This is a genomic window from Nocardia sp. CA-135953, assembly GCF_050955735.1.
In the GTDB taxonomy this organism is placed as follows: domain Bacteria; phylum Actinomycetota; class Actinomycetes; order Mycobacteriales; family Mycobacteriaceae; genus Nocardia.
The window spans coordinates 6,266,459-6,280,630 of record NZ_CP192082.1 but is presented as its reverse complement, the minus strand read 5'-3'; the positions used below and the strand labels follow the sequence as shown (position 1 = coordinate 6,280,630).

Here is a 14,172-nt window from a genome sequence, read left to right as displayed (position 1 = left end):
ATCCGTTATCGGTTGTCCGCCGGTTCGGTCGCGGGCTGCCCTGTGCATACACGCATGAACTCGTCGAACGACGTGGTGAATCCGCCGCGGGCCGCCGCGGCGGCCGCGGCGGTGTCTTCCTCGTCGAAGATCGAGTTCTGGCACTCCATGCTGAGGTGGCCGATCAGCTGCCAGGCGCCGATGACCAGTTGCACCGGCAGCGCATCGGGCTGGGTGCCGAGTCGCTCGGCGATCGCGTCGGCGATCGCGGTGTTCTTGTCGTCGGCCAGTTCCATGCTCTGCGCACTGACCGTCGGACTGCTGCGCAGGATCCGCTGCATCTGCTGGAAGCGCCGGAACGACAGCGGTCCCTCGGTATTCACCGCGGCCTGGTCGACGACAAGCAAAAAGGCCTCGCGCAGCGATTGCAGCTCATTGCCGGTGACCGGGAGTCCACGCAGGCATTCGGCGATCGCGAGTCCGAAGTCCTTGACCGGCCCGAGGACGATGGCCTCTTTGCTGTCGAAATACCGATTGATCGTGCGCGGGGACACATCCGCACGGTCCGCGATCTGTTCGACCGTGGTCGCGTCGAATCCCTGTGCGTCGCACAGGTCGAGCGCCACCTCGATGATGCGCAACCGGGTCTGCTGCTTCTTGCGCTCGCGCAACCCCGGACCGCCGGACGCACTGGGCCCTGGGTTCGCTGGGGCGCGCACAGCGTCCTCGGCTGTGGCGCTCGCGCCGATCGGCGTCGATGACTCGAGCATGGACTCATGTTAGCGCAATCGGATTCATTCGTGTCCTTAGCAGCCAAATGTCGTAGTACGACATTTTTCTATTGACGACAAATGTCTGCCAATGACAGGATGGCTACACGAACTTCGGACGAGGAGACCAAGGTGAGCGAGACTGCGACAGCGGTGGAAGTTCTGGAGAAGCAAACGAGTTCGGCACGCTGGCTGGCCCTGGGGGTGATCGCATTGGCCCAGCTCATGGTGGTTCTCGACGCCACCATCGTGACCATCTCGCTGCCCTTCGCCCAGCGGGATCTCGACATCAGCGACGGCAATCGGCAGTGGATGCTGACCGCCTACACGCTGATCTTCGGCGGCCTGCTGCTGCTCGGCGGACGGCTGGCCGACTACCTCGGGCGGCGGCGGATCTTCATCGTCGGCCTGGTCGGCTTCGCCGGTGCGTCCGCGGTGGCGGGTCTGGCGCAGAACGCTGCGGAGCTGTTCGCCGGACGGGCGCTGCAGGGTGCGTTCGCGGCGCTGCTCGCGCCCGCGGCACTGTCACTGCTCTCGGTGACCTTCACCGAGGCCAAGGAGCGCGCGACCGCGTTCGGCGTCTTCGCCGGTATCTCCGCGGGTGGTGCGGCACTCGGCCTGATCGCGGGTGGCGCGCTGACGGAATACGCCTCCTGGCGCTGGTGCCTGCTGGTGAACACCCCGATCGCACTGCTCGCGCTGCTCGGCGCGCTGGCCTTCGTGGTGAAGGATGTGCCGACACCGCGCACCGGCGGCTATGACGTGCCCGGCGCCGTCACCGTGACGGTCGGTCTGATCGCCATCGTGTACGGATTCAGCCGCGCCGCCGAGGACGGCTGGCTGGCCGGCAGCACCCTCGGGCTGCTCGTCATCGGTGTCGCCCTGCTGATCGCCTTCGTCGCCATCGAGCGTCGATCGTCGAATCCGCTACTGCCGCTGCATATTCCGGGTGAGATCAACCGCGGTGGCGCCTTCCTGGCGGCGTTGCTGATCCCGATCGCGATGTTCGCGATGTTCCTGTTCCTGAGCTACTACTTTCAGATCACCCTCGGCTACTCGTCGCTGAAGGCCGGTTTCGCCTTCCTGCCGTTCCCGGTGGGCATCGCGATCTCCGCCGGTATCACCAGCGCGCTGCTGCCGAAGCTGGGCCCGCGCCCGCTGATGGTGGCCGGGGCCGTGCTCGGCGTGCTCGGTCTGGTGTGGCTGGCGCAGCTGAGCTATGGCGACAGCTACGCGGTCGGCGTGCTGCCCGGGCAGCTGCTGATCGCGCTCGGTATGGGCCCGCTATTCGTCGGGATGCAGACCGTCGCGCTGCATCAGGTCGAGGAGGAGGACTCGGGTGTGGCCAGTGCGCTGTTGAATGCGGCACAGCAGGTCGGCGGCGCGGTCGGTACCGCACTGCTCACCACCATCTCGGTGCAGACGGCCAAGACCTTCGCGCAGAACAATCCGACGGTGGACAACCTGATAGCCCGCGCTTCGATCCACAGCTACGACGTGGCGTTCTATGTCGGCGCCGGCTTCTTCCTCGCGGCGATTCCGGTGATCGCGTTGATGATTCGGGACAAGCCGGAAAATCTGATCGAGGGATCCGAGCAAGACGCGCGGATTCCGGTCGCGGTCTGATCCTGAAATAGCGATGTCCGGGTGTCCGATGGGATGCCCGGACATCGCTATTTCGGCAGGGGCCGACCTACTTGGCGGTAACGCAGCTTCACACGGGGGGCTACCCGCGCGGTGAGAACAATGGCAGCAGTACGCTTGTCTTGTTTGCACCACTCGTCTCGCGGACAACGCGGGACATATACGTTGTCTGTTGGAACAGCTGGGGTCCGCTCACAAGCGTGTTCGCCTGGCCGTGCAATAAGGGCACCATCCTAGGAGGACACGAAGATCCATGTCCAAGATCAAGGTTGAAGGCACCGTCGTCGAACTCGACGGCGACGAGATGACCCGGATCATCTGGCAGTTCATCAAGGACAAGCTGATCCACCCGTATCTCGATGTGAACCTCGAGTATTACGACCTCGGCATCGAATATCGGGACAAGACAGACGACCAGGTCACGATCGACGCCGCGAATGCGATCAAGGAGCACGGTGTCGGTGTCAAGTGCGCCACGATCACTCCGGATGAGGCCCGGGTCGAGGAATTCGGCCTGAAGAAGATGTGGCGCTCGCCCAACGGCACCATCCGCAACATTCTCGGCGGAACCATCTTCCGCGCGCCGATCATCATCTCGAATGTGCCGCGTCTGGTTCCCGGCTGGACCAAGCCGATCATCATCGGCCGTCACGCATTCGGCGACCAGTACCGCGCCACCGACTTCAAGGTGTTCCAGGGCGGCACCGTCACACTCACCTTCACCCCCGAGGACGGCAGCGAGCCGATCGTGCACGAGGTCGTGCAGATGCCCGAGGACGGCGGCGTCGTGATGGGTATGTACAACTTCAAGAAGTCCATCGAGGACTTCGCGCGGGCCTCGTTCAACTACGGCCTGCAGCAGAACTACCCGGTCTACATGTCGACCAAGAACACCATCCTCAAGGCCTACGACGGCATGTTCAAGGACACCTTTCAGGAGGTGTTCGATGCCGAGTTCAAGACCCAGTTCGACGCGGCCGGACTCACCTACGAGCACCGCCTGATCGACGATATGGTCGCCTCCTCCATGAAGTGGGAAGGTGGCTACGTCTGGGCCTGCAAGAACTACGACGGCGACGTGCAGTCCGACACCGTGGCCCAGGGCTTCGGCTCGCTCGGCCTGATGACCTCGGTACTGCTCACCCCGGACGGCCGGACCTGTGAGGCCGAGGCCGCGCACGGCACCGTCACCCGGCACTACCGCCAGCACCAGCAGGGCAAGCCGACCTCGACCAACCCGATCGCGTCGATCTTCGCCTGGACCCGCGGCCTCGAGCACCGCGGCAAGCTGGACAACACCCCCGAGGTGATCGGCTTCGCGCAGACACTCGAGGATGTGGTCATCAAGACCGTCGAGGGCGGCCAGATGACCAAGGACCTCGCGCTGCTCGTCGGCGGCGATCAGGGCTACCTGACCACCGAGGAGTTCCTCGGTGCGCTCGACGCCAACCTGGCCCGCGCCCTGCGCTGAGCTCCCCAGCCTCTCCGCGCCTTTTGCCGGTCGTGAGTGCCACTGAGGGTGTCGTCGCGGGCCGGCGGAAAGCGTGGGGTTGGGCGTACCCGGTGAGTGACCCGTGCGCTCACGAAATCAGTCGTCGCTCGGGGCGATCTTGGTGGTCAACCCCATGCGTGACCTACGGGCACCCGCACCACACCGCTAGCGACTGCTTGCAGTCGCTAGAAAGGGGCGGTGGTACGGGTGCCCGCACTGTTTCTCGACGTGGGGGAACTCACGTTCGCCTGGGAAGCAGCGGGAGTCGCCGGGCGGTTACATGAATACGTGACCAGTACCGTTGCCACGCAGACCCCAGCACCCGCCGAGGCCGCGCGGACGGACTGGCATGTTCCGGCGATGCTGGCGTTGGCCCTCGGCGGATTCGGAATCGGCACAACCGAATTCGTCACGATGGGTTTGCTGCCCGATATCGCGAGCGCGATGCACGTCTCCGAGCCGACGGCAGGGCATGCGGTATCGGCCTATGCGCTCGGCGTCGTCGTCGGCGCTCCGCTGATCGCCGCACTTGCCGCGCGGGTGCCGCGCAAACGTCTGCTTGTCGCCCTGATGGTGGCGTTCACCATCGGAAATGCCGCGACGGTTATCGCGCCCACATTCGAAACTCTGGTCGTCGCGCGGTTCGTTTCGGGTCTACCGCACGGCGCGTACTTCGGTGTCGCCTCGCTGGCCGCCGCGACTCTGGCACCGGTTGGGCAGCGCGCAAAGGCAGTTGCCGCGGTTATGCTGGGACTGAGCGCCGCCAACGTTGTCGGCGTTCCCAGTGCGACCTGGCTCGGCCAGCATCTCGGCTGGCGCGACGCCTTCGTGGTGGCCGCGGTGATCGGTGTCGCCACCGTCGCGGCGCTGATCCGATTCGTTCCGGAGCTGCACGGTATCCGGATCACCAATCCGATGACCGAACTCGGCGCCCTGCGTCGCCCGCAGGTGCTGCTGACCCTGCTGGTCGGTGCAATCGGCTTCGGCGGCATGTTCGCCGTCTACACCTATATCACCACCACGCTCACCGATGTGGCCGGTCTTCGGCTCGGCCTGGTGCCGTTCGTGCTCATGCTCTTCGGACTCGGGATGGTCGCGGGCAATATCGTCGGTGGCATTTTCGCCGATCGCGGCGTCGACCGGGCGATCTACGTCGCGATGATCGCGATGGTCGTCATTTTGGCGGGATTCGTTGCCGCCGCGCACAATCCGTACACGGCGGCGATCGGTGCGTTCTTCATCGGCGCATCGGGTGCGGCGCTCGCGCCCGGTCTGCAGACCCGGCTGATGGATGTCGCCGCCGACGCCCAGACCCTCGCAGCGGCGCTCAATCACGCGGCCCTCAATATCGCCAATGCGGCGGGCGCGTGGTTGGGTGGACTCGTCATCGCGGCGGGTCTCGGCTACACCGCACCCGCGACCGTCGGGGCGGGGCTGGCGGTCCTCGGCGTTCTGCTGTTCACGGTGACCGTCTGGACCGGTCGTCGCTCAGCGGTTTAGGCGCTGGGTTCCAGCGCGACGACCGGAATCACCCGATCCGTCTTGGTCTCGTATTCGGCGAACCCCGGCATGACCTCCACCATCGCCGCATAGAGCCGATCGCGTTCCGGGCCGCCGGTGATCGGGGTGGCCGTCGCCGCGATGGTCTCGGTGCCGATCTCCAGCGTGACCTTCGGATTCGCCAGCAAATTGTGATACCAGGCCGGGTTCTCGGATGCGCCGGCTTTGGACGCGATGATCACCAAACGGCCGCCGTCACGGATATAGGCGGTCGGATTCGTGCGCGGCAGTCCGGTTTTCGCGCCGGTCGTGGTGAGCAGCAGCAGATCCTTGCCCTCGAACGGGCCGCCGACCTTGCCCGCGTTCGCACGGAACTCCGCGATGATGTTCTGGTTCCAATCGTTGGCCATCTGCACTCCTCGGATCGAAAAATCGGGTCGAGGTAATCGTCGCCGATGTGCGGCCTCGTCAGATCACCTTTTCGAGAATTCGCGCAGGTCGGCCAGTAGCACCGGCATCGGAGACCGCCTCAGCCCGCCGTGTTGTTGCGGCGGGTCTTCGCCGCGTCAGCGTCTGCGCCGGCCGTGCTGTCGTATGCGGCGGCGCCGCCGACCGACTGCGGCGGTCAGTTCTGCTTCAGCGGTCCCAACTCTCGAACAACGCTCGTGAGTGCGCGAATCCGCTGGGTTTCGCCGCCACTGCGCCAGACCAGCGTCCGTCGGGCCAGGCGCGAATCGGTGATCGGCGCATAGCGAATGCCGGGGCCGGTAGTGGCGGGTGACTTGGCTCATGCCCGTGGTGAAGATGAACATGCAGATCTGTATGTAAGTGTAGAATCGCCGGAATGCCCAGGTCCGAAGCGTCCAAGCAGCAGCGCCGCACGCAGGAGCAGCGCAGTAGTGAGATGCGCACGCGGCTGCTCGATGCCACCATCGACTGCCTGGTCGAATACGGGTATGCGGGGACGACCACGCCGCGGGTCGCCGAGCGGGCCGGGGTCACCCGCGGGGCCCAGGTGCACCACTTCGGGTCCAAGACCGATCTGGTGGTCGCGGCGATCAGCCATCTGGCGCAGCTGCGCGCGGAGACCGCGATGCACGAGATGTCCAGGGTCCAGGGCGGCGACGATCCGGTCGGGGCGGCGCTGGACTTTGTCTGGGAGCTACATCAGGGGCCACTGTTCATCGCTACCGTCGAGCTGTGGGTGGCGGGCCGGACCGATCCGGTGCTCGCCTCGGCCATGGAGAAGGTCGAGCCGTTCGTCAACAATGTCGTGCTGATGGCGGTCGCCCGATTCGTCCCGGATGAGATGCGGCGCAAGGAAGCCCGCGATTTCGTCTACACCGCGATGGATGCACTGCGCGGAATCCTGGTCTCCGATTTCATCGATCCGGATTCCGAACGGGCGCACCGGCGTTGGCGGCGGGCCTCGGTGCATCTGCGGGAGATCGCGACGGCCGCGCTGGTTGAGCGACCGCTGCTGCGCCCCGCTGATGGGTAGAACAACTCGCCCGTGACGCGAAGTCCCTGATGATCTATGCGGGCAGCAACGAAATCCAGGTCACCCACACAGCCAAGGGCCTGCTCGCCCAGTAGTGCCGGTCAGACCGCGCGCAAGTGTGTGCGGCTGGCGTAGATGTGTTCGGCTATCAGGGTCGCGATGCGGTCCGGAGCTTCGAGCATGGGGACGTGCCCGACGCCGTTGACGAGGATGCGGTCGGCGGAGTCGGGCAGTTCCTGCAGGAAGCGGCGGGCGTACACGCGGTTGGGGATGATCCGGTCGTATTCGGCCATCAGCAGGCGCACCGGGGTCGGGAGGTTGGACAGGTCTTCCAGCGCGGGAGAGCGCACGGTGCCCAGGATCAACGGAATCATGGCATCGCAGTGCAGTGCGGCGGTGATCACGGCGGCGATATCGCGGCGCGCGACCGCAGCGGCGTTCTTGCTCAGCAGCAGGAGTGCGAAGCGTTGCGCGATCGGATTGTTGATCGCGAATCCGCCGAGCCGCTTACCCACCTCGACGATCGGCACCAATGACAGGAATTTCGCGCCGACGCGGAACTGGATGAGCGAGGGCGACTGCCAACCGCCCGCCGGTGCGATCGCGGTCAGGGTGCGGGCCCGGCCGCGGCGGGCCAGTTCGAAGCCGACCCAGGCGCCGAGCGAATTGCCCGCGATATGGCAGGTACGCCAGCCGAGTTCGTCGAGTTGATCCTCGATCCGGTCGGCGAGGGCATGGACATCGGTGGACCAGCCGTCGATCGGTTCGCCACCCCAGTGGCCCGCGAAGGCGGGGGCGAACACCTCGCAATTCGCGGAAAGTCGCAGCGCAACCTGTTCCCAACAGTGCGGTGAAAGCATGAACCCGTGCAGCAGCAGGACCGGATCACCGGATCCGATATGCAGCGCTTTTATCGGGGCGGGGGAGTTGGTGGTGCCTGACTTCATCGTCAATCACCCCTTCCTGGACTTCGATGTCCCGGGGGAGTTCTTCTGACCAGCATTGTACGGTCGTCAGGTGCCTTATATCATCTCGTCGATCAATGTGAACGGGGTCCGGGCGGCGACGGGCAAGACGGGCAGGGGGATGCTCGAGTGGCTGGCGGTCACCGAAGCCGACGTCATCTGCCTGCAGGAGACTCGGGCAACCGATGAGCAGACCCGCGCCGCGCTCGCGCCCGCACTGGAGGCGGGCTGGTATCTGACGCATGCCGAGCCGGGTGCGAAGGGGCGGGCCGGGGTCGGCATTCTGTCCCGTCGCGAACCCCGGGCCGTGCGCATCGGGCTGGGGCGTTGGCATGACGGAACCTGGCATCCCAGCGCCGAATTCGCCGGCGCCGGACGCTATGTCGAGGCCGAATTCGATGAATTGACCGTGGCCAGCGTGTATGTGCACACCGGTGAGGCGGATACGCCGATGCAGGACGAGAAGTACCGCTTCCTCGATGAGATCGGCGCTCATATGCGGTCGCAGAACAGCGATTTCGTGATCTGTGGCGACTGGAATGTCGCGCACACCGAACTCGATATCAAGAACTGGAAGGGCAACCTGAAGAACTCCGGGTTCCTGCCGCAGGAACGGGCCTGGATCGATGGCATGCTCGCCGCCGGATACGTGGACGTGGTGCGCAACCTGCATCCCGGTGTCGCGGGCCCGTACAGCTGGTGGTCATACCGCGGCCGCGCCTACGACAACGGCGCGGGCTGGCGCATCGACTACCACCTGGCCCGCGGCGAAATGGCAGGCCGGGCGAAGCAGGCCGTTGTCGAACGTGCCGCCACCTATGCCGAGCGTTGGTCCGACCACGCGCCGGTCACGGTGCAATACCGATAAAGTTCCCGATAAAGATGATTCGCGACATGGCAGTGCTGAAGATCGGGATCGCATGAATATTTCCTCGAAGCGGGTTCGCGCCTTCGCCGCGCTCGGTGTGGCCCTACTGGCCTTGGTGATCGCACTGCTCGCCTCGCGTGGCGGCGGGGACAGCAAGCCGACCGCGGCCTCGGTCACCTCCACGACTCGCAGCGCGAGTTTGGCGGTTCCGGCGCGCGGCCCGGATGTGACCACCACATCCACCGTTCGAGCCCCCGGCGTACCGGACCGCGCCTACGCGACTCTTGTGGAGATCGACGCGGGCCGCTGGCCGGATTCGGCGAACGCGTCCGGCACCAAGGGCGGTGAGCGCTGGATGAACCGCGGGGGCACCCTGCCCGCCAAGGATTCGGCGGGCAAAGCCATCACCTACCAGGAATGGGATGTGAACCCGAAGCAGCCCAACCGTTCCCGCGACGCCGAACGCATCGTCACCGGCAGCGACGGTTCCGCCTGGTACACCGGTGACCACTACGAAACCTTCACGAGGATGCGCTGATGACAGTTCCGTTATCGCAGTTCCTTGCCCGTCCCGAGGCCCGGCGGCCCACCGACGCGCCGCCTTCGGTGCCGACCGCCGTGGTCGGTGCTCTCCCCGTTGACGCCCCGACACTCAGCGGCGTGCGCTACGACGCACCCGTCGACTACGCGGTGCGCGAACTGCGCGGGCTCAAAATGCGCACCACCGCACGCGTTTTCGACGAATTCGCGGCCGCGTTCCAATTTCCGTACTACTTCGGCGCGAACAAGGACGCCTTCGACGAATGCCTGCGCGATCTCGATGATTTCGTCGGCCCCGCCGCCGGATATGTTGCCGTGATCCGCGATTCGGCCGATCTGCTGATCGATGAACTGGAAGAACGCACATGGTTCACCGAAGCCATGCGCGAAGCCGCCGACTACTGGTCCACAAAGGGCCTGGCCTTCCGAGTCGTCCTCCAAGGCGAACCATCCGACCCGGACATCGTCCGCCTGAGCCCGTAACGCCGAGGACAGTCGAATGGTGGCTGTCAGGCTCTCGAGGAACAACCATAACCATTCGACTACCGTCGACGGGGTGTGATGCTGGTGGCTCAGGTGAGGCGGCGGGCGAGGTCCTCGCCGAGGAGGACGAAGACGTCGGTGGTGTGGTCGATCAGTTCGTCGCGGGTGAGCGGGAGGTCGTCCTGCAGCCAGGCGGTGAGGGTTTGGACCAGGCCGCCGACCAGGTAGGTGGCGCGAAAGTCGATGGTGGGCTCTGGGTTCGGATCGGTGATGCCGTAGAAGTCGATGCCCTCGGTGGCGACGATGCGGGCGAAAACCCGCACGGTCTGATTCGTGCGGGCGCGCAGCTCCGGCGTCGCCATGCCCGCGGCCAGCGCGACATGCGCCTTGCGCGGATCGTCGGTGAGCAGATGAATGCCCGCCGAGATCGCGGCATGCGCTTTGGCGCGAGTGTCGGAAGGCGCGGTTTGCAGCGCACCGACGATCGCCGCGGCCAGTTCCTCCGCGATCCGATCGATGAGCGCGGCGAGCACCGCATCGCGGCTGTCGAAGCTTTCGTAGTAGTAGCGCTCGTTTAGTCCGGCCTGCGCACATAACCCGGAGACGGTGAGCTTGGTGATGCCCTGGGTGCCGATGATTTCCAGCGCGGCATCTAGCAGCGCCGCGCGTCGCTGGGCGCGGCGCTCGTCGGCGGAGACGCCGCCATAGGTCCGTTTCGCCGGTCCGCTTGTCGTCCGGCCGCCACCTTCTGTGGAGTCGCTGGGCGGTGCTTGCCTGCTTGCTCGGCGATCGCTGCTGCTCGTCGAGTCGCCTGGTGAATCTGGCCTACTCGTCGTCCGGCCGCCACCTTCTGTGGAGTCGCTGGGCGGTGTCGGCCCACTCGCCCTGCGATCGCTGCTGCTCGTCGAGTCGCCTGGTGGATCTGGCCTACTCGTCCTCCGGCCACCACCGGCTGTGGAGTCGCTGGGCGGTGTCGGCCCACTCGCTCTGCGATCGCTGTTGCTCGCCGAGTCGCTGGGCGATGCCGACTTACTTGTCGTCCGGCCACCAACGCCCGTCGAACTGGTACGCGATGCCGGTCCGCCCGTCGCTCGACCACCACCCCGCACGGAACCGCTTCGCGATGCAGTCATATCGCGATTCTGGCACGGGTGTGGTTGCGGCCGACCGGATCTTCGGTTGCGGCCGGATCCGGTCCGGACACAATCTGGCGGAGGCTATTGCCAGATTCTGGATTCTGGGAAATTCTATTGCCAGATGCTGTGAATCCCGGCGCGCGCCGGGATGACGGGTGATCCGGATCGCGGAAGCCCGATGCGTCCGACGATGCGCTCGACGAGGAGGCAGCGATGTCCCAGCCCGGCTATTTCGCCGATAATTCGATGGCTCGACGGGTCATGAGCAAGCGCGCGGTGGGTCTCACCTATGGCCAGCGTGCCCTGGTGATCGGCGCGGTCAATCCGCTGCTGTATGTCGGAACCGCCGAGAACACCGAGCATCGGATGACCCCGTACTCGCGACTCGCGTTGACCGGCAAGCTCTTCGAGGCCGTCTTCCTCGGCAGCAAGGACGAGGCGGATCGCGCGCTCGCCTTCACCACCAAGAAGCACGCGAAGGTCGTCGGCGCACTGCCCGAGGAGGCGGGACCGCACCATCCGGCGGGCACCGGTTACTCGGCGTTCGACCCGCACCTGATGTACATGACCATGGCCTTCGCCTTCGACTCGGCCGAGGTGATGCACGATCTGCTGGTCCGCCGGCTGACCGGCGGCGAACGCGAGGGCCTGTACCAGGACTACGTCCGCTGGGGCGAGCTGTTCGGCATGCCGCGCGAGGCCGCGCCCGGCAGCTACCCGCTGTTCCGCAAATCCTTCGACGACTACCTCGCCTCGGACGAGCTGTTCCTCACCGACGAGGCCCGGCTGGTCGGTTCATATTTGGCCGGTCAGCGGGTGCCCTATCCGCAGCGCGGGCCGATGCGTCAGGTCGTCGACGCGTTCTACCTGCTGGTGCAGGGCAGTCTGCCGCCACGCGTTCGCGATATGTACGGGATGCGCTGGGGGCTGCCCGAGCAAATCACCTTTCGCGCGCTCGCCCAGGGCGTGCGCACCGCGCATATCGCACCGCCGCTGGTTCCGCCGGTGCTGCGTGCGACGCTGGCCGGTCCGAGCGCGCCGGTCTACAAGCTGTTGTCCAAGCGGGAACGCGAATTGCACAGCACCGGCCGGCCGAGCATGCCCGGTGTCGACCCACGCAACTGGGCGGCGCGAAATTCCGCGTGACACGCATGCGAAGATCGGGACATGTCCAGTCCTGCTCAGACGAACCCGGCCGCTGAACGCAAACAGCGGGTGCTGTCCGGGATCCAGCCCACCAGCGCGTCCTTCCATCTCGGCAACTACCTTGGCGCGCTGCAGTACTGGGTGACCATGCAGGACGACTACGACGCCCTCTACTTCATCCCGGATATGCACGCGATCACCGTGTCGCAGGATCCGAAGGAACTGCGCAGGCGCACCAAGGCGGCGGCCGCGCAGTTGCTCGCGCTCGGCATCGACCCCAAGCGCTCCACGCTCTTCGTGCAGAGCCAGGTACCCGAGCATGCCGAGCTGACCTGGGTGCTCAGCTGCATCACCGGATTCGGCGAGGCCAGCCGGATGACCCAGTTCAAGGACAAGTCGGTCAAACAGGGCGCGGAGAACGCCAGCGTCGGACTGTTCACCTATCCGGTGCTGATGGCCGCGGACATCCTGCTCTACCGTGCGCATCAGGTGCCGGTCGGCGAGGATCAGCGCCAGCATCTGGAGCTGACCCGAAATCTGGCCCAGCGCTTCAACACTCGGTTCAAAAAGACCTTCGTGGTGCCGGAGGCGCATATCGTCAAGGGCACCGCGAAGATCTACGACCTGCAGGATCCCACGTCGAAGATGAGCAAGTCGGCCTCCACCGACGCCGGTCTGATCAACCTTCTCGACGATCCGAAGATCACCGCCAAGAAGATTCGCTCCGCGGTCACCGATACCGAGCGTGAAATCCGCTACGACCCGGAAGTCAAGCCGGGTGTCAGCAATCTACTGGTGATCCTGAGTTCACTGAGCGGCGCACCGATTGTCACGCTGGAACGCGACTATGCCGGTAAGGGTTACGGCGATCTGAAGTCCGACGTCGCCGACGCGCTGGTCGAATTTGTCACCCCGCTGCGGGCGAAGGTGGAAGAGTACTTGGCAGATCAGGGCGAACTCGACCGCATCCTCGACGCAGGTGCCGAGCGGGCGCGTGAGATTGCCGGCAACACTCTGGCACAGGTTTACGACCGGGTGGGGTTTTTGGCTCGCTAGCCGGGGAATACCGCTAGCGACCGCTTGTCGACCATCACCGCGCGGTCTCTGTTTAAGGGGCGTGACAGATGCAGGTGATCGACAACATCAAAGCGACGCTCGAACGGCGGATCCAGTCGCGGCCATGGCTGGATCACCTCATCCGCGCGGGTGGAAACTATCAGCGGCAACGCGGTGATTACTACGCGGCCGGGATCACGTACTTCACTGTGCTGTCGCTGTTTCCGATGTTGATGGTCGCCTTCGCGATCGCTGGCTCCGTGCTGTCGGGCGACCCGGAAATGCTCACCGAACTGCGGAACAAGATCATCGAAAACATTCCGGGATCACTCGGCGGCCAGCTCAATGATCTGATCGATCAGGCGGTCCGATCGCGCGGCACGGTCGGCACGCTCGGTCTGCTCGTCGGTGTCTACACCGGACTCGGCTGGATGGCGAATCTGCGCGCGGCACTGACCGAACAGTGGGAACAGAAGACCCCGGAAGGCAATTGGTTCCTCAGCAAGCTCTCCGACCTCGGTGCATTGATCGGGCTCGCCTTGGCCTTCGTGGTCTCGGTCGGTCTGTCCACCCTGGCGTCGAGCACTCTCGGCGCGCGGTTGCTGATCACTTTCCGCCTGTCGGAGTTGCCCGGTGCGCGGCTGATCCTGGTGCTCATTTCGATACTGCTCGGTTTCCTCGCCTCGTGGGCGGTGTTCGTCTGGATTATCGCGCGCCTGCCCCGCGAGCCGGTCACCTTGCGAAGTGCCGCCCGAGCGGCGGCGATTGCCGCAGTGATCTTCGAGCTGTTCAAATACGTCGCGTCGTTCTACCTGCAGACGGTGCTGCACAGCCCCGCCGGCGCGGTATTCGGATCGATCATCGGTCTGATGGTGTTCAGCTACACCACCTATCGCATCATCCTGTTCGCAACCGCCTGGGCCGCAACAGCATCGGAGAACGAGCCCGAAGCCGAAATCCCCCCTCCCGCTCCCGCCGTGATCAAGCCGCGCATGGGTGCGCCGGGGCTATCGGTGGGTACCGGCGCGGCTTACTTCGGGGCGGGTGCGCTTGCGGCGCTTGTGCTTTCAGGGTTGAGGCGCCGCTGACCAG

Annotated in this window: 14 protein-coding genes and 1 pseudogene; 11 read left to right on the top strand and 4 right to left on the bottom strand. The window is 65.4% G+C overall.

Features of this window, described 5'->3' with window-relative positions:
* Positions 1–5: 5 nt before the first annotated feature.
* Positions 6–749 carry a TetR family transcriptional regulator gene (locus tag ACQPXH_RS28890; RefSeq protein ID WP_433599612.1) on the bottom strand — a complete coding sequence of 248 codons (744 nt, stop codon included), beginning with the start codon at positions 747–749 and terminating at the stop codon, positions 6–8.
* Positions 750–881: 132 nt separating this feature from the next.
* On the opposite strand from ACQPXH_RS28890, the gene ACQPXH_RS28885 reads away from it, so the two are divergent.
* The 3 genes from ACQPXH_RS28885 to ACQPXH_RS28875 all read left to right on the top strand — a co-directional run bounded on the left by ACQPXH_RS28885 (position 882) and on the right by ACQPXH_RS28875 (position 5,385).
* Positions 882–2,375 carry an MFS transporter gene (locus tag ACQPXH_RS28885; RefSeq protein WP_433599611.1) on the top strand — a complete coding sequence of 498 codons (1,494 nt, stop codon included), beginning with the start codon at positions 882–884 and terminating at the stop codon, positions 2,373–2,375.
* Between the two features lie 271 nt (positions 2,376–2,646).
* Positions 2,647–3,864 carry an NADP-dependent isocitrate dehydrogenase gene (locus ACQPXH_RS28880; RefSeq protein WP_433523049.1) on the top strand — a complete coding sequence of 406 codons (1,218 nt, stop codon included), beginning with the start codon at positions 2,647–2,649 and terminating at the stop codon, positions 3,862–3,864.
* A 381-nt stretch (positions 3,865–4,245) separates the two neighbouring features.
* On the top strand, positions 4,246–5,385 hold the full coding sequence (locus ACQPXH_RS28875; protein WP_433603611.1) for an MFS transporter: 1,140 nt from the start codon (positions 4,246–4,248) through the stop codon (positions 5,383–5,385).
* Here the strand turns inward: ACQPXH_RS28875 and ACQPXH_RS28870 are convergent.
* A complete protein-coding gene (locus tag ACQPXH_RS28870; RefSeq protein WP_433599610.1) occupies positions 5,382–5,795 on the bottom strand; it encodes a nitroreductase family deazaflavin-dependent oxidoreductase in 414 nt (137 codons plus the stop codon). The two genes, ACQPXH_RS28875 and ACQPXH_RS28870, sit on opposite strands and share 4 nt — an antisense overlap.
* Positions 5,796–6,229: 434 nt before the next feature.
* Between ACQPXH_RS28870 and ACQPXH_RS28865 the strand changes: the two genes are divergently transcribed.
* Positions 6,230–6,886 (top strand): TetR/AcrR family transcriptional regulator, encoded by a 657-nt coding sequence (locus ACQPXH_RS28865; protein ID WP_433599609.1) that lies wholly within the window; start codon positions 6,230–6,232, stop codon positions 6,884–6,886.
* Positions 6,883–6,981, top strand: a pseudogene (locus ACQPXH_RS28860) (acyl-CoA dehydrogenase family protein); the annotation flags it as partial. The gene ACQPXH_RS28865 and the pseudogene ACQPXH_RS28860, both read left to right, overlap by 4 nt.
* 6 nt (positions 6,982–6,987) lie before the next feature.
* On the opposite strand, the gene ACQPXH_RS28855 reads toward ACQPXH_RS28860, so the two are convergent.
* Complete coding sequence (locus ACQPXH_RS28855) at positions 6,988–7,833, bottom strand: alpha/beta fold hydrolase (protein WP_433599608.1); 846 nt, start codon at positions 7,831–7,833, stop codon at positions 6,988–6,990.
* Between the two features lie 70 nt (positions 7,834–7,903).
* On the opposite strand from ACQPXH_RS28855, the gene ACQPXH_RS28850 reads away from it, so the two are divergent.
* From ACQPXH_RS28850 to ACQPXH_RS28840, 3 genes are read left to right on the top strand one after another with little or no spacing between them, the layout of a single operon-like run.
* Positions 7,904–8,719, top strand: coding sequence for an exodeoxyribonuclease III (locus ACQPXH_RS28850; RefSeq protein WP_433599607.1), 816 nt, complete (start codon positions 7,904–7,906; stop codon positions 8,717–8,719).
* 52 nt (positions 8,720–8,771) lie between these two features.
* Positions 8,772–9,257, top strand: a complete 486-nt coding sequence (locus ACQPXH_RS28845) for a ribonuclease domain-containing protein (protein ID WP_433599606.1) — start codon at positions 8,772–8,774, stop codon at positions 9,255–9,257.
* Entirely contained in the window at positions 9,257–9,742 is a 486-nt protein-coding gene (locus tag ACQPXH_RS28840; protein ID WP_433599604.1) for a barstar family protein, read from the top strand. The genes ACQPXH_RS28845 and ACQPXH_RS28840 overlap by 1 nt, the downstream gene beginning before the upstream one ends.
* An 89-nt stretch (positions 9,743–9,831) precedes the next feature.
* Here ACQPXH_RS28840 and ACQPXH_RS28835 read toward each other — a convergent pair whose 3' ends face one another.
* Positions 9,832–10,875: a TetR family transcriptional regulator gene (locus tag ACQPXH_RS28835; protein ID WP_433599602.1), complete on the bottom strand. Its 1,044-nt coding sequence runs from the start codon at positions 10,873–10,875 to the stop codon at positions 9,832–9,834.
* Positions 10,876–11,091: 216 nt separating this feature from the next.
* Here ACQPXH_RS28835 and ACQPXH_RS28830 point away from each other — a divergent pair, with 216 nt between their 5' ends.
* The 3 genes from ACQPXH_RS28830 to yhjD all read left to right on the top strand — a co-directional run bounded on the left by ACQPXH_RS28830 (position 11,092) and on the right by yhjD (position 14,168).
* Complete coding sequence (locus tag ACQPXH_RS28830; protein WP_433599600.1) at positions 11,092–12,024, top strand: oxygenase MpaB family protein; 933 nt, start codon at positions 11,092–11,094, stop codon at positions 12,022–12,024.
* A gap of 21 nt (positions 12,025–12,045) precedes the next feature.
* Positions 12,046–13,080: a tryptophan--tRNA ligase gene (gene trpS, locus ACQPXH_RS28825; RefSeq protein ID WP_433599598.1), complete on the top strand. Its 1,035-nt coding sequence runs from the start codon at positions 12,046–12,048 to the stop codon at positions 13,078–13,080.
* A 68-nt stretch (positions 13,081–13,148) separates the two neighbouring features.
* Positions 13,149–14,168 carry an inner membrane protein YhjD gene (gene yhjD / locus ACQPXH_RS28820; protein ID WP_433599596.1) on the top strand — a complete coding sequence of 340 codons (1,020 nt, stop codon included), beginning with the start codon at positions 13,149–13,151 and terminating at the stop codon, positions 14,166–14,168.
* Positions 14,169–14,172: the final 4 nt, after the last annotated feature.